We start from the raw sequence: 18,627 nt of genomic DNA, 5'->3' as shown, positions 1-18,627 counted from the left end.
ATGGACGGCGTCGAACTGCAGATCCTCTGGAGCAACCTGATCGGTATCGTCTCGGAACAGGCGCGCGCGCTGCAGCGCATCGCCTTCAGCCCGATCGTGCGCGAAGCGGGCGACCTCGCCAACGGCCTCTTCGATGCGGATGCGCGCATGGTGGCCCAGGCGGTGACGGGCACCCCAGGGCACATCAACTCGCTCGCGGCCGCCGCGCGCAACCTGCTCGGCCACATCGACGTGGCCGACCTGAAGCCCGGCGACGTGCTCATTACCAACGACCCGTGGATGTCGGCCGGCCACTTCTTCGACATCACCGTGCTGTCACCGATCTTCCGCGGCGAGCGGCTGATCGGCTATGCCGGCTCGACCATCCATCACACCGACATCGGCGGCTACGGCATCGGCTCGGGCGCGCGCGACATCCACGAGGAAGGCCTCTGGATCCCCGTCACCAAGCTCTACGAGGCGGGCAAGCCGAACGAGACGCTGTTCTCGATCATCAAGCGCAACGTGCGCACCCCGGATGCCCTCCTCGGCGATCTGGGCGCGCAGGTGTCGAGCGGCATGATCGCCTCGGAGCGCCTCAACGCGCTCTGCGATCGCTACGGCCTCGACGACATCTCCGTGCTGTCCGACGAGATCATCAAGCGCTCGGAGTCGGCCATGCGCGAGGCGATCAGCAAGCTGCCGCGCGGCACCTATCACGGCAGCTCGTCGTTCGACGTGCCTGGCGGCCAGATGATCGAGCTGAAGACGGCCGTCACCGTCGACCCCAACGCTGGCGAGATCACCATCGATTTCGAAGGCTCGTCGGGCCCGAGCTCCTCCGGCATCAACGTGGTTCCGGCCTATACCCACGCCTACGCGACGTTCGCGGTGCGCTCGACCCTCAATCCGGACCTCCCCAACAACGCCGGCAGCCTGGCGCCGATCAAGCTGAAGCTGCCGGAGGAATGCATCGTCAACGCCAAGTATCCCTCGCCGGTGAACGCCCGGCACGTGGTCGGCATGTATGTGCCGTTCCCGATCCTCAAGGCGCTCTCCGAAGTGGTGCCGGACCGGGTGGTGGCGGAAGGCTCGGGCGCTGTCTGGACGGTGCAGGTGCAGGGCAGGGACGCCAACGGCCGGCCGTTCACCAGTTCCATGTTCAACTACTCCGGCGGCATGGGCGCTCGGGCGGAGAAGCCGGGGCTCTCGGCGATCTGCTATCCGACCGGCGTCGCCGCCGTCCCGGTTGAGGTGCTGGAGGCGTCCTATCCCATCGTCTTCACCTGCAAGGAGCTGGAGCGCGGGACCGGCGGCACCGGCCGCCAGCCCGGCGGCGACGGCCAGCGCATCGGCTACCGCATGCGCACCAGCTATCCGTGGCTCCTGAACACCATCCCGAGCCGGCTCAAGAGCCCGCCGGAAGGCCTCGCCGGCGGCGGCGACGGGGCGCCCGGCCGCTTCGAGATCAACGGCAAGCCCATCATCGACACCCGCAAGATGGAAATGCAGCCGGACGACGAGGTGTTCATGGTGACGCCCGGCGGCGGCGGCTTCGGGGCCTGACCTCGTGGCGACCAACGCCGCCTTCCGCGCGCGGCTGCTTGCCGGGGATCGCCTCGTCGGCACCTTCGTCAAGACGCCAAGCCCGGCGGTGATCGAGATCCTCGGCCAGGCGGGCCTCGACTTCCTGGTGCTCGATGCCGAGCATGTCGCGATGGGGCGGGAGGTCGTCGACCTCTGCCTTCTGGCGGCCCGCGCGGCGGCGATGCCGATGCTCGTGCGGGTGCCGGTTGCCTCGCCCGAGTGGATCGGCAGCGTGCTGGATTCCGGCGCGGCGGGCATCATGGCGCCGCAGGTACGGTCGGCGTCTGAGGCCGAGACGATCGCGGCGGCCGTGCGCTACGGCCCCGGCGGACGCGGCTTCTCGCCGTCAACGCCGGCCGCGGGCTACGGGCGTCGCTCGGTTCCGGAGCACCTGGAGATGGCCGGCGAGGAAACCGTGCTGGTGTGTCAGATCGAGGATCCGGACGCCGCCGCAGCTGCAGCAGAAATCGCCGGTGTTCCCGGGGTGGATTGCCTGTTCGTCGGTCCCGTCGATCTGGCGGTTGCCTGCGGCAAGACTAGCCCCGCCGACCCGGCTGTCGTGTCCCTGTGCCGGCAGATCGTCGGCGTCGCCGCCGGGGGCCAGGCACGGACCGGCATGTTCGTCGGCTCGGCGGCACAGATCCCGACGTGGGGGGAGGCCGGTGCCAGCCTGTTCGTCGTCGGCACCGACCAGGCCTTCCTGAAGGCCGGTGCGGCAGCCGCGCTGGCGGCCGGTGGACACTGAGGAGGGCGCCCGTGAACCTGGCAGAATGGCTTGTCCGCACCGCCCGCCGCACCCCTGATGCGCCGGCGCTTCTGAGCGGCGAGACGGTGGTCGCGACCTATGCCGAGTTCGCCGACCGGGCCGCCCGCATCGCGCAGGCGCTCCGTCAGGCGCACGGCGTGGCGCCCGGTGACCGGGTCGCGCTGTTCCTGTCGAACACCCCCGCCTACCTGGAGTGCCTCTACGGGATCTGGTGGGCGGGCGCCGTCGCGGTTCCGATCAACCACAAGCTCCACGAGCGCGAGGCGGCGTACATCGTGGCGGACGCCGGCGCGAAGGTGGTCGTGGTCTCGGACGCGACGCCCTCGCTGCGCGAGGCGCTTCCCGCCGCGACGGTCCTGCTGGAGCTGGAGGGGGCCGCATACGCGTCCCTGCTCGACCACGCGCCGCTATCCGCCCCGCATTCGCTGACCGACGATGCGCTCGCCTGGCTGTTCTACACGTCCGGCACGACCGGCCGGCCGAAGGGCGTGATGCTCACGATCGCCAACCTGCAGGCGATGACGTTCGCCTATTTCATCGACGTCGACGCCGTGCTGGCCGAGGACGCGGCGCTCTATGCCGCGCCGATGTCGCACGGGGCGGGGCTCTACAATTTCATGCACGTCCTGCGCGGCAGCCGCCACGTGGTGCCGGTCTCGGGCGGCTTCGATCCGGCGGAAATCCTGGAGCTGGCCGGCTCCGTCGGCAGCCTGTCGATGTTCGCGGCCCCCACCATGGTCCGCCGGCTCGTCGGCCACGCCAGGGCCGTCGGCCACGACGGGTCCGGCATCCGCACCATCGTCTACGGCGGCGGGCCGATGTACGTCGCCGACATCGAGGACGCGGTGGCCTCGCTCGGGGCCCGCTTCGTCCAGATCTACGGCCAGGGCGAGAGCCCGATGACCATCACCGCGCTGTCGCGCGCAGAGGTCGCCGACCGCGCGCACGCGCGCTGGCGCGCACGCTTGGGGTCCGTCGGACGTGCGCAATCTTGCGTGGAAGTGCGCGTTTGCGACGAAAAGGGCTGCGCGTTGCCCCCCGGAACGAGCGGCGAGATCCTGGTGCGCGGTCCGAGCGTAATGGCGGGCTACTGGCGGAACGAAAGCGCCACCGCCGCCTCGCTCCGCGACGGCTGGCTGTGGACCGGCGACGTCGGGGCCATGGACGAGGACGGCTATCTGACCCTGATGGACCGCTCCAAGGACGTGATCATTTCCGGCGGCACCAACATCTACCCGCGCGAGGTGGAGGAGGTGCTGCTGCGCCACCCGGACGTGGCGGAGGTGTCGGTGGTCGGCCGGCCGAGCGCGGAATGGGGCGAGGACGTCGTCGCCTTCGTGGTGGCGGCGGAGGGACGCGCGCCTACGCCGGAGGCGCTGGACGCGCTCTGCCGGGAGGAGATCGCCCGCTTCAAGCGGCCGAAGGCCTACCTGTTCATCGATGCCTTGCCGAAGAACAACTACGGCAAGGTGCTGAAGACCGACCTGCGCCAGCGCCTGGCCGACACTCCTTCACCAGGAGGCTGACGCGGCTGAGGCGGGCGGCGTGCCGACGGTGTCGCTCTCCTGGTCCTCGTCGGCCACCGACCGGGCGGCTTCCTCGATCAGCCATTCCATGAAGCGCTTCACCGCCGGCCGGTTCTGGTCGACCTTGCGGCAGACGAGGGCGTAGGGGCGGGGGGCGCGCACCACCGCCGGGAACGGCGCGATCAGTCGCCCGGTCTCCAGGTCGTTGCGCAGCAGCGTCGGCTGGCCGATGGCGAAGCCGAAGCCCTCCCGCGCGGCCTGGTAGGCAAGCGACGAGTTCTCGAACCGGATGCCGTGCTCGCGCAGGTCCGGCTCCCGCATCCCGACCGATTCTCCCCACATCCGCCACTGCTGGACGTGCATGTCGGAATAGAAGATCTGCTGCTTCTCCAGCGCCGCCGGCTCCAGCGGTCCCGTCCGCTCCAGCGTCGCCCTGCTGCAGACCGGCGTGAACCGGCGCTCGAAGATGTAGCGGCTGAACAGCGACTTGTCGGTCGGCACGCCGATGGAGAGCGCGACATCGATCTCCTCGCGGTCGAGCGGCCGGTCCTGCAGCGACGGGCGGATGCGGATGTCGACGTCGGGGGCGATCGCGTAGAAGGCCGGCAGCCGTGGCATCAGCCACTGGATGGCGAACGTCGGGTAGACGTTCACCGTCAGCGTCGCCTCTTCCGGCTCGCTGCTGACCTCGTGCACGGCCTCGCCGATCGCCGCAAAGGCGGCCGACAGCTTCGTCGCCAGCACCCGGCCACGGGCATTCACCGTCACGCCGCGGGGGTGCCGCTGCATGAGTGGCGTTCCCAGCCGCTCCTCCAGCGCGGTGATCTGCCGGCTGACGGCGCCCGGCGTGACGTTGAGTTCGCGCGCCGCCGCCGACAGCGTCCCCGTGCGGGCGCACGCCTCGAAGCATTTCAGGGCCCGGAAACTCGGCAGGTAGCGCATCCCTGTCTCGCCTGTTTTGAGTTTTCCTCAAATCGAACTTGAGGCTTTTTACATTGTAAATCGCCGATGCGTGGGCGCAATTTGTGAAAAATTCGCATGAGGAGGTCCCCGAAACAGGGGGCCAGCGTGCGGCCGTTCGAAAAGAGACGGTTCGGGAGGAATGATGAGTTCAGCCAACCTCGCATCAGCGGACACCGCGCCTGTGGGCGATGCGGCCGACGAGGGCCGCGACGGGCGGCACGTGCCGCCGGCCCCGGTCGCGTTCTGGCGCACCAACCGCGGCATCGCGGTCATCCTGCTGATCCTCGTGGCGGCGATCGGCGCCAACATCTGGTTCTCCGACTGGGCCCATCAGGCATCCCGCGACGGCTTCACCCTGGGCGGCTTCCCGCTGTTCGCGGTCGGCATGATGACGCTGTCGCTGCTGATCATGCTGTTCGACGGCAAGGCGCGGAAGGCGACCCCGGAGTTCGCCCGCGTGCGGCTGCGTGACCTCCTGGTGGTGCTGGTCACCATCGCGCTGTCGGTCGTCGCGTTCCTCGCCATCGGCTGGATCGGTTTCATGCCGGCCATCGCGCTGTTCGTCTTCGTGGGCGCGACGGCGCTCGGCTTTCGGCCGCTCTGGATCTCGCTCCTCGTCGCGCTCGGGACCAGCATCGGCCTGCGGGTCCTTCTCTTCGCACTCGGCATGAACGTCACGGACGGCCCGCTGGGCGCGCTCCTCGGGGGTCACTGATGTTCGATTACGTAAGCATCGGCGACGCGATCGGGCTCGTCTTCTCCATCCACACGCTGCTGTGGGTGCTCCTCGGCGTCTTCATCGGCGTCGGCGTCGGCGCCATGCCGGGCCTCAGCCCCGCTCCGGCGATCGCGCTCCTCCTGCCGCTCACCTTCACGCTGAACCTGCCGGCGGCCCTCGGCCTGCTGATCGGCGTCTACAAGGGCGGCATCTACGGCGGCTCGATCTCGGCCATCAGCTTCGCCACGCCCGGCACGGCGGAAGCCGGCGCGACGGTGATGGACGGGCACAAGCTGATGAAGGCCGGCAAGGGCAAGAAGGCCCTGCACATGGCCCTCTACGCCTCGGTCACCGGCGACCTGATCTCGTCGATCCTGACCATCTTCCTCGCCCCGGCGCTGGCCCTCGTCGCGCTCAACTTCGGGCCCTCCGAGCGGCTCTGGCTGATCGCGCTGGCCATCGGCCTGATCGGCGCGCTCTCCGGCGACCACTTCGCCAAGGGGCTGTTCGCCGCCGCCCTCGGCCTCTTCATCGGCACCATCGGGTCCGATCCGGTGTCGATGGTGCCGCGCAACACGTTCGGCCAGTGGTGGCTTGCCGACGGCATCAACATGATCCCGCTGATCATCGGCCTGTTTGCCATCGCGACCATGCTGGAGAAGATCGTCGAGATCGTCCGCAGCTGGAAGACCATCGGCGAGATCCACGAGAAGGTCATGGACGAACTGCGCGGGCGGCAGGAATCGCTGACCCTGCGCGAGTACATGAGCTGCTGGAAGGAGATGGCGATCGGCACGGGCGTCGGCACCTTCGTCGGCATCCTGCCGGGCCTGGGCGCCACCGTCGGGGCCTATCTCTCCTACGGCGTCGCCCGCCAGATGTCGCCGCACAAGGGCATCGGCACCGGCAAGCTGGAAGGCGTCGCCGCGGCGGAATCGGGCAACAACGCAACGGCCGGCCCGACGCTGGTGCCGCTGCTCGCCTTCGGTATTCCCGGCGGCACGATCGCTGCGATGCTCGGCGCGGCGCTGGCGATCAAGGGCGTGCAGGCCGGGCCCCGCATGTTCGAGCTCTATCCGGTCGAGATCTACGCGCTGTTCGTGATCCTGATCGTCTCGAACATCCTGGTGCTGTTCGTCGGGCGCGGCTTCGCCGGCCTCTACTCCAAGCTCGGCCAGATGCCGGCGCAGCTCCTCGTCCCCGTCATCCTCGCGATGGCGTTCGTGGGTGCCTACACCTACCAGAACAACGCCTTCGACGTCTGGCTCGCCCTCGGCTTCGGCTTCCTGGGCTTCTTCCTGCGGCTCGCCCGCATCCCGGAAGCGCCGCTGATCATCACGTTCCTGCTCGCTCCGCTCGCCGAGCAGAGCCTGCGGCGGGCGCTCCTGATCAACCGTGGCGACTGGGGCAACGCGCTCTTCGACAGCAACCTGGCGATCGGTCTCGCCGTCGCCACCGTGGTTCTCGTCGTCTTCCTGGCCCGCTCGCAGATGAGCAGCCGGATCAAGTCGCTGTCCAGCGACGAATAGCGACCGGCCGCGCTCGCGCGGCCGGCAGCACCAAGCGTCCGCCAACGCGCGGGCGTCCCTGCACCAGAAACGGGAGGATCCCATGAAATTACATCGTCGCAGCTTTGTCGGCCTGTGCGCGCTGGCGGTCGCCGGCACGTTCGCCGCGCAGCCGTCGTTCGCCCAGGACGGCGCCGCGGACTATCCGTCCAAGCCGATCCAGTTCATCGTGCCCTACAGCGCTGGCGGCGGACAGGACCAGTGGGCCCGCATCGTCTCCTCCGCGGCGTCCTCCCATCTCGGCCAGCCGATGAACGTCGAGGTCCGCGCGGGCGCCGGCGGAACGGTGGGCTGGAAGTACCTGCTGAGCCAGCCGGCCGACGGCCACACCATCATGATCGGCTCGCTGAGCCCGATGATCGCGGTGCTGTCGGAGCCGAACGCGCCGATGGGCATCGACGACATCAAGATCGTCGACATCCTGTCGGACTTCAATCCGCAGGTCATGGCGCTGCCCGACGGTGATTTCGACAGCTGGGACAAGGTGAAGGCCTACGCCGAGAAGAACCCCGGCAAGCTGACGATCGGCGGAACGCTCGCCCAGGCGCTGGCGGCTGCCGCGGTGTTCGACGAAGCCGGCCTGCAGGCGACCTTCATTCCGTATCCGGGCACCAGCGCCGCGGTGACCGACATGCTGGGCGGCCACATCGACCTCGCCGTCGTCACGCCGACCACCGCCGTGTCGCTCGGCGAGAAGGCCGTGCCGATCATCAACGTCGGCAACCAGGCCAACAGCGAGACCCTGACCAAGGAACTCGGCCGCGACGTGCCGTGGGCCAAGGACCTCGGCTACGACGGCGTCGCCCAGCCGCGCTGGGTCGGCGTGCATCCGGACACCCCGGACGCCATCGTCGCCAAGCTCGACAAGGGCATCAAGGCCACCCTCGACGACCCGTCGGTCACCAAGCTGATCACCAACATCGGCGAGGAGATCATCTACTCCGACCAGGAGAAGGCCCAGGCGACCTACGACCGTCTGGTCGACGTCATCAAGAAGAACCTGCCGCTGATGCAGTGACCGCTTCCCGACGGCGGCGCATCCCGCTGCCGCCGTCGGCTTCCCATCCCGAGACAATGGTCCAGACCGATGCCGATCCGTAACGAACTCAACATGCGCTCGATCGATGCCAAGATCATTCGCGGCGGTTCTTCCAAGGGTGTGTTCCTCGACATCCGCGATCTGCCCGACGCCGGCGCGGAGCGCGACGATATCGTCCTCAAGGTGTTCGGATCGCCCGACAAGCGGCAGATCGACGGCCTTGGCGGCGCCGACAAGCTGACCAGCAAGCTGGCCGTCATGGGGCCGCCGACCCGCCACGACTGCGACATCGATTACCTGTTCGGCCAGGTGAACCAGGAGCTGCCCCGCATCGACTGGTCGTCGAACTGCGGCAACATCTCCTCGGGTGCGGCGCTCTACGGCGCGCTCACCGGCGCCGGCACCGTGGAGAACGGCGTGGCGGTGGTGAACGTCCACCAGGTCAACACCGGCCGCAAGCTGAAGACCACCGTTCCGATGGTGAACGGGCTGCCGGCCGTGGACGGCGACTTCGCCATCGGCGGCGTGCCCGGCACGGGCGCCCGCATCGACGTCGACTTCGGCGACTTCGCCGGCTCGGCCCTGCGCGGCAACGTGCTGCCCACCGGCCATGCGATGGACACCTTCGAGGTGCCGGGCATCGGCAAGCTCGACGTCAGCGTCGTCGACATGGCGAACCTGCACATCTTCGTGCGGGCCCGCGACGTCGGCCTCGACGTTGAGAAGGACATCTTCGCGCTGCAGGCGGACGACGCGCTGGTGGCGCGGCTCGAGGCGATCCGCAAGGTGGTCTCCCACGAGATCGGCTTCATCACCGGCGACAACGCCGACGAGGAGCTGCAGGTCTCCATGAACCCGCTGCTGTTCGTGGTGAACGAGCCGGTGACCTACACCGCCACCGGCGGCAAGGTGATCGAAGCCGGCGGCTACGACCTGTTCTCGCGCTCGATGGCCCGCTTCGCGTTCTCCAAGGCCTACCCGGGCTCCGGCGCGGCCGGCACCTCGGTGGCCGTCGGCATCCCCGGCACCATCGCCAACGAGGCCTCGACGCACCACCGCAACGGCGCCGACTACGAGGTGGCGATCGGCCATCCGGGCGGCACGCTGCAGGTGTCGGCGGAGATCGACGCGACCTCCAACGAGATCAAGGTCAACAAGGCCGCCATCGGCCGGACCGCGCGCCTGCTGATGGACGGGAAGGCCTACATTCGATGACGTCCACCGCGACGAAGCTGCCGCTTGAGGGCGTGCGGGTTCTCGATTTCGGACACACGGTGATGGGGCCGACGGCGGGGTTGATCCTCGCCGACCTCGGCGCCGACGTGATCCGCATCGAGCCCGCACCGGACGGCGATCCGACGCGCCGCCTCAGGGGCTTCGGGACGGGCTACTTCCCGTTCTACAACCGCAACAAGAAGAGCCTGGCGATCGACCTCAAGTCCGAGGCCGGCAAGGAGGCCGTCAACCGGCTCCTCGCCAGGTCGGACGTGATGCTGGAGAATTTCGGGCCCGGTACCATCGACCGGCTCGGCTTCGGCTACGAGGCGGTGTCTAAGGCGCATCCGCACATCGTCTACCTCTCCATGAAGGGCTTCCTGCCGGGACCGTACGAGGGCCGCACGGCGCTCGACGAGGTCGTGCAGATGATGAGCGGGCTTGCCTATATGACCGGCCCGCCCGGCCAGCCGCTGCGCGCCGGTGCCTCGGTGGTCGACGTGCTCGGCGGCATCTTCGGGGTGATCGGCATCCTGGTCGCGTTGCGCGAACGGGAGGAAACCGGCAAGGGCACGCTGGTGCGCTCGTCGCTGTTCGAGAGCGCCATGTTCCTGATGGGCCAGCATCTCGCCTATTCCGCCCTCAACGACGAGCCGGTGCCGCCGATGCCGGCGCGCGTCTCCGCCTGGGCGATCTACGACCTGTTCGACACGGCCGAGGGCGAGAAGGTGTTCGTCGGCATCACCTCCGACCGCCACTGGGCGCTGTTCTGCGACGAGTTCGGCCGGGCCGACCTGAAGGCCGACGAGGGCCTTGCCACCAACAACCAGCGCATCAGCGCGAAGCCGCGGCTGAAGGCCGACATCGCGGCCATGTTCGCGGCGATGCCGCTCGCCGAGGTGGAGGAGCGGTGCCTGCGGGCGAAGCTGCCGTTCGCCCACGTGGCGCGGCCGGAACAGCTGTTCTCCGACCCGCACCTGCTCGCCGGCAACCGGCTCCTGGAGACGATGCTGCCCGGCGGGATCCGGACGGCGCTGCCGGCGCTGCCGATCGAGATCGGCGACTACGCGGCGCGCCTGCGGTCCGATCCGCCGGCGATGGGCGCCGACACGCGCTCGGTGCTGGCCGAGGCCGGCTACAGCGCAGCCGAGATCGACGACCTCTATGCCCGCGGCGTGATCGCCGGGGAGGCCGCCGAAGACGCGGCACAGACAGGCACGACTGGATGATGGACAGCTACAAGACGCGCGCCCGCTTCGAGGACGCCGAGATCGTCGACCTCGTGGCGGCGGAGCAGGCCTTTCCGGGCATGGCGAAGCTGCCGGTCTCGATCCGCATCCTGATCGAGAACCTGCTGCGCAGCGAGGACGGCGTGTCGGTCACGGCCGACGACATTGCGGCGGTGGCGGCGCGCGCGGCGGACTGGAGCCGCGAGATCGAGATCGCGTTCCGGCCGTCGCGGGTGGTGATGCAGGACTATGCCGGCATGCCGGCGCTGATCGACCTCGCCGCGCTGCGCGACAAGGCGCTGGCCGCCGGCGTGGACCCCGATCTCGTCAACCCGCAGGTGCCGGCCGACCTCGTCGTCGATCATTCGCTGATGGTTTACGTGGCGCGCCAGAAGAACGCGCTGGCGGAGAACCTGAAGCGGGAGTTCTCGGAGAACGAGGAACGGTTCGCCTTCCTGAAGTGGGCGCAGCAGGGCTTCGACGGCCTGCGCGTGGTGCCGCCCGGACAGGGCATCATCCACCAGATCAACATCGAGTATCTGGCCGACGTGGTCAGCCGCAGGGCGGTCGGCGGCGCGGAGTGGCTGTTCCCCGACACCGTCATCGGCACCGACAGCCACACCACCATGGTCAACGGCCTCGGCGTGCTCGGCTGGGGCGTGGGCGGCATCGAGGCCGAGGCCGTGATGCTCGGCGAGCCGGTGTCCATGCTGGTGCCGCCGGTGATCGGCGTGCGGCTGACGGGTGCCGCGCCGGCCGGTGTGCTGGCCACCGACATCGTGCTGACGCTGACCGAAACCCTGCGCAAGCGCGGCGTCGTCGGCACGATCCTCGAGTTCTTCGGGCCCGGAATGGCCTCGCTGCCGGTGACCGACCGGGTGACCATCGCCAACATGAGCCCGGAATTCGGCTCCACGTGCGCGTTCTTCCCGTCCGACGCGCGCACCATCGAATATTTCGACCTGACCGGCCGCGACCGCGCCAAGATCGAGCGGGTGGAGCGCTATCTCCGTCGCACCGGCCTGTGGTTCGATCCGGACGCGGTTCCCGACGTCGCCGACGTCATCGAGTTCGACCTGTCGACGGTGCGCCGCACGGTGTCGGGCCCGAAGCGGCCGGAGGAGCGGCGGGATCTCTCGGAGGTGCCGGCCGCCGCCAGCGCCATGATGACGCCGCGTGACCCGGCGCCGAAGGGCGCCGACGCCGGCGCGCTGAAGGACGGCGACATCGTCATCGCGGCGATCACCAGCTGCACCAACACCTCCAATCCGGCGGCGATGATCGCGGCCGGCCTGCTCGCCCGCAAGGCGCGGGCGCGGGGGCTCACGGTGTCGCCGCGCATCAAGACGTCGCTGGCGCCCGGATCGCGGGTGGTGGTCGACTATCTCGGCCGGCTCGGCGTGCTGGACGATCTGGAGGCGCTGGGCTTCGGGGTGGTCGGCTTCGGCTGCACCACCTGCGTCGGCAACTCCGGCGATCTCGACGATGCGGTCACCGCGGCGATCGACGCGGATGATCTGTGCGTCTCCGCCGTGCTGTCGGGCAATCGCAACTTCGAGGGCCGCATCCACGCCAAGGTGAAGGAGAACTTCCTCGCCTCGCCGCCGCTGGTGGTCGCCTACGCGCTCGCCGGAACGGTGCTGACGGACGTGTCGGCCGAGCCGCTCGGCCACGACCCGGATGGGGCGCCCGTCCACCTGGCCGACCTCTGGCCGTCGCCGGAGGAGATCGAGCAGGCGCTGTCGACGGCGATGGACCGCAGCCAGTTCCTGTCGCGCTACGAGCACGTGCTGTCCGGCGACAGCGCGTGGGAGCAGCTGGCGACGGCGACGGGGCCGCTGTTCCGCTGGACCGATGAGAGCACCTACTTCCGCAAGCCGCCGTTCTTCGAAGTCGCCCCCTACTTCGCCGTCGGTGCGCCGATGATCACCGCGGCGCGGCCGCTGCTGATCCTGGGGGACTCTGTCACCACCGACCACATCTCGCCGGTGGGCTCGATCGCCGCCGACAGCCCGGCCGGACGCTATCTCGGCGAGGCGGGGCTCCGGCCGGCGGAGTTCAACGCCTACGGTGCCCGGCGCGGCAACCACGACGTGATGGTGCGCGGCACGTTCGCCAACGTCCGCCTGAAGAACGAGATGGTCGACCGGATAGGTGGCTATACACGCATCATGCCGGAGGGCACGGAGGCGACCATCTTCGACGCCAGCGAGGCCTACGCGGCGCGGGGCGAGGACTGCGTGGTGATCGCCGGCAAGATGTACGGCGCCGGCTCGGCGCGCGACTGGGCCGCCAAGGGCACCCGGCTGCTCGGTGTGAAGGCGGTGATCGCCACGTCGTTCGAGCGCATCCACCGGTCGAACCTGGTGCGTATGGGCGTGCTGCCGCTGGAGTTCGCCGACAAGGCGTTCTTGCCGGCCGAGACTTTCGCGGCGACCGACACCGTGTCGCTGGAAGCGCCGGTCGACACGCTGAAGCCGCTGCAGCGGCTGCAGCTCACCCGCACCCGAAGCGACGGCGCGACCGACAGCTTCGAGGTCATCGCCCGCGTCGATACGCTCGACGAACTGCGCTACCTGAAGGCCGGCGGCATCCTGCCGAGCGTCGCGGAGCGGCTTCTCGCGCCCGAGGCGGCGGAGGCCTGAACCGGCCTTCGCCGGCGGGCGGGAGCCGATTTCTCACGCGCCGGCGGGTGGAGAACCGGTTCTCCCTTTTCCTGACACACCTGAACGGATCGAGACCATGTCCGACTGGAAGACCAAGGCCGAAGACTGGTGGGAAACGTCGATTATCGACATGTCCCCCGGCGTCATCCGCTACCACGGCTATCCCATCGAGGAGCTGATCGGCCGGGTGTCGTTTCCCGGCATGATCTGGCTGATGCTGCGCGGCGAGCTGCCGAGCGAGGACCAGGCGGCGCTGCTCGGCCACGCGCTGGTGGCGAGCGTCGACCACGGTCCGCAGGCGCCGTCGATCGCGATCGCCCGTATGGCGTCCACCTGCGGCGTCGGCATCAACAACGCCATGGCGTCCGCCGCCAACGTGCTCGGCGACGTCCACGGTGGCGCCGGCGAGCAGACGGTGGCGGTCTACACCGCGATCGCCGAGCGGGCGGGCGAGGGCGGCGACATCGACGCCGCCGTGGCGGCCGAACTCGATGCGCTGGCCGAGCAGGGGATCAAGTACGTGCCGGGCTTCGGCCACCGCTTCCACCCGATCGATCCGCGTGCGCCGCGGCTTCTGGAAATGGTCGACGAGATGGCCGGGCGCGGCGCGGTCACCGGCCGCTTCGCGGCCATCGCGCGCGCCATCGAGGCCGCCATGGAGGCCCGCAAGGGCAGGCGCATCCCGATGAACATCGATGGGGCGACGGCGGTCATCTACGCCGAGCTGGGCTTCGCGCCGCCGCTCTGCCGGGGCCTCTTCGTGCTGTCGCGCTCGGTCGGCATCCTCGCCCATTCGTGGGAGCAGATGCAGCGCGCCGAGCGCAACAAGGGACCGCTGCCGCGCGACGCGACCTGGACTTACACGGGCCCCGCCCAGCGCAAGGTGCCGTGAGCCGGCCCCATCCCATGACCCTTAGTCACAATCGACGTGTCGAAGAATCAGACCTTTCCGCGGCCAAATTTTTTGGAGTGGCTTTGACAGTCGGAAAACCGCCGCGCGGCTTTATGGTTGAAGCGGTCGTTGCTTCGATTGCCCTCGGCTCGACCAGCCCCTCCGGAAGTCCCGACTGACCGAAAACCTTGGGGCCGTCAGGCGGAAGGGCTTCACACGTCGCTCGGTCACGAGCGAAAAGCTTGTTCCCGGTAGCCAGGCAACTCCATCAACAACAAGCTGAAAGTGTTCGCTTGTGCCCGGAACGTCGCCGAGATCGATCGGGATCGAGAAGTGGGCGATTTTGCCTGGTTCCACAACCGCCTCCCTCATCGCGCCGACTCGATTGGGAAGCATCCATTCCTCATGCGCATACGGCGACAGGTGATCGCGCGGATGGCTTAGGCCGACCACTGGTCCCGTATCGTGCGTCCATGCTTTCCGGCCGGTGTTTCGCGCCCGCACAACGAACGCGCCGTCCTTCCCTCTCTTCAGTCTGGGCAGTATCTCGGCCTTGTAGTCGCTTTGTGGAGATGTGCCCGACTGTACGACTGAACAGTTCGCACAAAGATCGCTGAGCAGGCTGGGGTCCGAAAAGCTGTTTCTAAATCTATTATAAGACTGCCCGTTCCAGATGTCCGCAATGTTGTTAGATTCAAGTCCGCCGAGCTTCTCCGCGTTGACTGCAGCGGCTCGGCAGCAGGGAAATATCTGTCCAGCAGCATCTATATGCGTCGTGTCCCATGCGATCCCGCAGGCTTTGCTTTCGCCGTGTTGGCGACTGTCGCTGAAATAACGTCGTTCTGCTTCCGCCGGATCATGACGCTCGAGACTGAGGCGATACGGGAGCTCGAAGCAGAGCGAGACATTGAACCTGGCGGCTTCCTTACGGATTTCCTCGAGAATCTCTTCTGAATCGGAGGCGCGCCCGAAATCTTCGTCCAGGCCATAAGTGGTCTGGTCGAAGAGCGATTGCAGGACGAGGGTACGCACCCCGAGCTCGGCGAGGATACGCGGCGCAGAGACGAGGGACCTCAGCGTCGATTTCATTAGAATGGCGGACACGCTTACCGTCGTTTGCGGCCCGCTGCACGATGCAAGACGCCCGATCGTGCGAAGGCATTTGTCGAGCTTCCCCTTCCGCAAGCGCGCGTAGATGGCGGAGTCGACGCTGTCGACGGAAACGTTGATATGATCGAGGTTGGAAAGGTTTGGCAGAGCTGACAGGAAGTCAGCTCGCACGAAAGTTCCGTTCGTTGTCAGGCTTGTCCGGATTTTCCTCTGCTCCAGATCCCGGATGTATTCGACCAGATTAGGGTGGAGCATTGGCTCGCCGAATCCGGTGAGAATGACGCGGCCGACCTGACTATCAATCTGATCTAAAATATCGGCCCACAACTTGGGGCTAATGAACGAGGATGGGCTCGATGTAGAGGTCGTTCCGGCAGTTAATGGGCACATCCCGCACTTCAGGTTGCATTTGCTTGTTAGCTCGATGCTTATCGTTTCGGGGTTCTCGACTATGATGTGTCTAAGTCGAACCTCGACGGATGGAGGCGGTGCGGAAGTGAAAGTTGCCCGATCTGGCGTGAATATTGTGAACATCACGTCCATGTTGCTCCGATGGAAACGATTGACTACTTCTTCGTCTAATATCGCGCAAACATAGCATATTCTATGTACGTTACTCTAAGATTGAATATGAAGATTGAGCTGTTTCTCTGCTGTCCGGCAGCAGCGGCGGCCTGTTCGTGCTGTCGCGCTCGGTCGGCATCCTCGCCCATTCGTGGGAGCAGATGCAGCGCGCCGAGCGTAACAAGGGACCGCTGCCGCGCGACGCGACGTGGACCTACACGGGCCCCGCCCAGCGCAAGGTGCCGGAGCAGGGATAGGGCGGCGGTTCCTATTTGGCGCGCGCCGTCTCGATCGCCTTCCACACCCGGTCCGGCGACACCGGCATGTCGATGTGATCGATGCCGAGCGGCGACAGCGCGTCAACCACGGCGTTCACCAGCGCCGGCAGTGAGCCGACCACGCCGGCCTCGCCCGCGCCCTTCGCCCCGATCGGCGTCTTGGCCGTCGGCACCGGGTGGCAGGTGATGTCGAACATCGGGAACTCGGTGGCGCGCGGCATCGCGTAGTCCTGGAACGACGCGGTCAGCGGCTGGCCGGATTCGGTCTCGTAGACCATCCGCTCCATCAGCGCCTGGCCGGCGCCCTGGACGATGCCGCCGTGCAGCTGCCCTTCCACGAGCTCCTGGTTCAGCACCGTTCCGACGTCGTCGACGACGGTGTAGCGCAGGATGTCCACGTGGCCGGTGTCCGGGTCGACCTCGACCTCGCAGATGTGGCAGCCGTTCGGGAAGGTGGCGTCGTCGGCGGCGGAGAAGTTCTCGCCCTCGAAGGCCTCGCCCGTCTGGCGGGCAAGATCCGGCAGCGTGATCCGACGGTCGGTCCCGACGATGGTGAAGGCGCCGTCGGTGAATTCCAGATCGGCGGGAGAGACTTCCAACTCGTCGGCCGCCTTCGCGCGGGCGCTTTCCACCAGCACGTCGAACGCCCGCACCATGGAGGTGCCGGCCGCCGCCGTGGTGCGCGAGCCGAACGAGCCGACGCCGCCCGCAACCTGGTCGGTATCGCCGGAGAGGTAGCGGATGTCCGCCGGGGCGACGCCGATGCGCTGGGAGAGCAGCGTCGCGTAGGTGGTGCGATGGCCCATGCCGGTATCGCCGGAGCCGAGCGACAGGGTCACGACCCCGTCGCTCGCGACCCCGATCCGGGCGTACTCGGGCAGCGGCTTCTTCTGGGGGCCGCCGGCGATCTCGATGGCATAGGCAAGGCCGATGCCGCGCAGCTTGCCGCGCGCGGCGGCCTCCTGACGCCGGGCCTCGAAGCCGGCCCAGTCGGCGTTTGCCAGCGTCTCGTCCATCAGCGCCGGGAAGTCGCCGCTGTCGTAGGAGAAGACGAAGCCGGTGTCGTACGGCATCTGCTCGGCGGCGATCATGTTGCGGCGGCGGATCTCCACCGGGTCGATGCCGAGGCGGCGGGCGGCGATGTCGACCATCCGCTCGATCAGGTAGATGGCCTCCGGCCGGCCGGCGCCGCGATAGGGCGACATGTTCTGGGTGTTGGTGAACACGCCGTCGACGGTGGCGGAGATCTTCGGCGTCCGGTAGACGCCCGACAGCAGACCGACATTGGCGGTCATCGGGTGCGGCGTCATCGGCGCCAGATAGGCGCCGAGCGACGCCGACGACACCACGTCGAGGGCCAGGAAGTGGCCGTCGTCGTCGAGCGCCAGCACGGCCTCGGAGATCTGTTCCCGCGAATGGCTGTCGGAGAGAAGAGATTCGGTGCGCGGCGGCTCCCAGCGGACCGGGCGCCCCACGGCGTGCGCCGCCAGCAGCACGACCGGATATTCGGGATAGGCGGCGTTCTTCATGCCGAACGAGCCGCCGGTGTCGCGGGAGACGACACGGATCTTCGACTTGTCGATGCCGAGCACGTTGGCGACGCCTTCGCCGAGCCGGTGCGCGGCCTGGGTGCCGACGTAGAGCGTGTAGCGGCCGTCGCCCGGGTCGAACACGCCGAGGCAGCTGCGCACCTCCATCGGGGCGGCAGTCACGCGGGTGATCGCGAAGCGCTCGCGCACCACGTGCGGCGCGGCATCGATGGCGGCGCGCACGTCCGCCGGGTCGCCCTCGACCAGCCGGAAGCACAGGTTCTCGGGGCAATCGGGCCAGACGAGCGGGGACCCCGGCGCCTTGGCCGCGACCGGATCGATGACGGGCGGCAGGTCCTCGATGTCGAACTCGATCAGCTCGACCGCGTCCTCGGCCAGGTCGCGGCTCTCGGCCACGACCGCCGCGATCATGTCGCCGACATAGCGGACGGTCTCCTCCGCGAACGGCATGTAGCGCGGCACGTACATCTCGCCGCCGTCGGGCGCCGGATACTTGATGTTCGGCAGGATCGGGCTGATGCCCTCCGGCATGTCGGCCGCGGTGAGGACCGCCAGCACGCCCGGCGCCTCGCGGGCCGCCGACACGTCCAGGGTCCGGATGCGGCCGTTCGCCACCGACGAGCGCAGCAGCACCAGCGCCGCTTCGCCCTCGAGCTGGACGTCGGTGGTGTAGAGGCCGGTGCCGGTGATGAGCGGACCGTCTTCGAGACGGCCTTCGAAGCGGCCGAACTTGTCTTGCATGAGCGCTGAACCGGGGAGGGGGGATCTGAAGGTTGGAGGGCAGGGTGCGACGGATGGCGTTCCCAGACAAGGGCCTGAACGCGCTCTCCCGGACGGCAACGACCGCTTTTGGACAGCCGGCTCGAGCGGATGTCGAGCTGGCGGGATCAGCCGGCGGCGGAATAATTTCTATTTTCAGGCAGTTAATCGATTCCCGCGCGCGTGCCCCATTCCGCGAGGGTGGATCGCGACATTCT

General features: G+C 68.1%; 14 protein-coding genes. 11 read left to right on the top strand and 3 right to left on the bottom strand.

Annotated features, from left to right (window positions below; translation table 11 throughout):
- Genes AB7M35_RS10060 through AB7M35_RS10050 form a run of 3 tightly spaced genes read left to right on the top strand, consistent with a single transcriptional unit; the run spans nucleotide 1 to nucleotide 3,858 of the window.
- On the top strand, nucleotides 1-1,545 hold the full coding sequence (locus tag AB7M35_RS10060) for a hydantoinase B/oxoprolinase family protein (RefSeq protein ID WP_453959353.1): 1,545 nt from the start codon (nucleotides 1-3) through the stop codon (nucleotides 1,543-1,545).
- Between the two features lie 4 nt (nucleotides 1,546-1,549).
- Nucleotides 1,550-2,311 (top strand): HpcH/HpaI aldolase family protein, encoded by a 762-nt coding sequence (locus tag AB7M35_RS10055; protein ID WP_453959351.1) that lies wholly within the window; start codon nucleotides 1,550-1,552, stop codon nucleotides 2,309-2,311.
- Between the two features lie 11 nt (nucleotides 2,312-2,322).
- Nucleotides 2,323-3,858, top strand: a complete 1,536-nt coding sequence (locus AB7M35_RS10050) for a class I adenylate-forming enzyme family protein (protein ID WP_453959349.1) — start codon at nucleotides 2,323-2,325, stop codon at nucleotides 3,856-3,858.
- Here AB7M35_RS10050 and AB7M35_RS10045 read toward each other — a convergent pair.
- Nucleotides 3,844-4,800, bottom strand: coding sequence for a LysR substrate-binding domain-containing protein (locus tag AB7M35_RS10045; protein WP_453959347.1), 957 nt, complete (start codon nucleotides 4,798-4,800; stop codon nucleotides 3,844-3,846). The genes AB7M35_RS10050 and AB7M35_RS10045 overlap by 15 nt on opposite strands.
- 163 nt (nucleotides 4,801-4,963) lie before the next feature.
- Here AB7M35_RS10045 and AB7M35_RS10040 point away from each other — a divergent pair, with 163 nt between their 5' ends.
- From AB7M35_RS10040 to AB7M35_RS10010, 7 genes are all read left to right on the top strand, one after another.
- Nucleotides 4,964-5,536, top strand: a complete 573-nt coding sequence (locus tag AB7M35_RS10040; RefSeq protein WP_453959346.1) for a tripartite tricarboxylate transporter TctB family protein — start codon at nucleotides 4,964-4,966, stop codon at nucleotides 5,534-5,536.
- Nucleotides 5,536-7,068, top strand: a complete 1,533-nt coding sequence (locus AB7M35_RS10035; RefSeq protein ID WP_453959345.1) for a tripartite tricarboxylate transporter permease — start codon at nucleotides 5,536-5,538, stop codon at nucleotides 7,066-7,068. The genes AB7M35_RS10040 and AB7M35_RS10035 overlap by 1 nt, the downstream gene beginning before the upstream one ends.
- Nucleotides 7,069-7,150: 82 nt before the next feature.
- Nucleotides 7,151-8,125, top strand: coding sequence for a Bug family tripartite tricarboxylate transporter substrate binding protein (locus AB7M35_RS10030; RefSeq protein WP_453959343.1), 975 nt, complete (start codon nucleotides 7,151-7,153; stop codon nucleotides 8,123-8,125).
- Between the two features lie 69 nt (nucleotides 8,126-8,194).
- Nucleotides 8,195-9,361, top strand: a complete 1,167-nt coding sequence (locus AB7M35_RS10025) for a PrpF domain-containing protein (RefSeq protein WP_453959342.1) — start codon at nucleotides 8,195-8,197, stop codon at nucleotides 9,359-9,361.
- Complete coding sequence (locus AB7M35_RS10020; protein WP_453959341.1) at nucleotides 9,358-10,590, top strand: CaiB/BaiF CoA transferase family protein; 1,233 nt, start codon at nucleotides 9,358-9,360, stop codon at nucleotides 10,588-10,590. Before AB7M35_RS10025 ends, AB7M35_RS10020 begins: the two co-directional genes overlap by 4 nt.
- Nucleotides 10,590-13,235: an aconitate hydratase AcnA gene (acnA, locus tag AB7M35_RS10015; RefSeq protein WP_453959339.1), complete on the top strand. Its 2,646-nt coding sequence runs from the start codon at nucleotides 10,590-10,592 to the stop codon at nucleotides 13,233-13,235. The genes AB7M35_RS10020 and acnA overlap by 1 nt, the downstream gene beginning before the upstream one ends.
- A 97-nt stretch (nucleotides 13,236-13,332) precedes the next feature.
- On the top strand, nucleotides 13,333-14,148 hold the full coding sequence (locus tag AB7M35_RS10010; protein ID WP_453959338.1) for a citryl-CoA lyase: 816 nt from the start codon (nucleotides 13,333-13,335) through the stop codon (nucleotides 14,146-14,148).
- A gap of 111 nt (nucleotides 14,149-14,259) precedes the next feature.
- On the opposite strand, the gene AB7M35_RS10005 is transcribed toward AB7M35_RS10010, so the two are convergent.
- Entirely contained in the window at nucleotides 14,260-15,801 is a 1,542-nt protein-coding gene (locus tag AB7M35_RS10005) for a radical SAM protein (protein ID WP_453959337.1), read from the bottom strand.
- 137 nt (nucleotides 15,802-15,938) lie between these two features.
- On the opposite strand from AB7M35_RS10005, the gene AB7M35_RS10000 reads away from it, so the two are divergent.
- Nucleotides 15,939-16,079: a hypothetical protein gene (locus AB7M35_RS10000; RefSeq protein ID WP_453959335.1), complete on the top strand. Its 141-nt coding sequence runs from the start codon at nucleotides 15,939-15,941 to the stop codon at nucleotides 16,077-16,079.
- An 11-nt stretch (nucleotides 16,080-16,090) separates the two neighbouring features.
- On the opposite strand, the gene AB7M35_RS09995 is transcribed toward AB7M35_RS10000, so the two are convergent.
- Nucleotides 16,091-18,391, bottom strand: a complete 2,301-nt coding sequence (locus AB7M35_RS09995; protein ID WP_453959333.1) for a xanthine dehydrogenase family protein molybdopterin-binding subunit — start codon at nucleotides 18,389-18,391, stop codon at nucleotides 16,091-16,093.
- Between the last annotated feature and the right edge of the window lie 236 nt (nucleotides 18,392-18,627).

It is taken from the genome of Amorphus suaedae (assembly GCF_053629675.1).
This window is presented reverse-complemented; position numbering and strand designations above follow the sequence as displayed.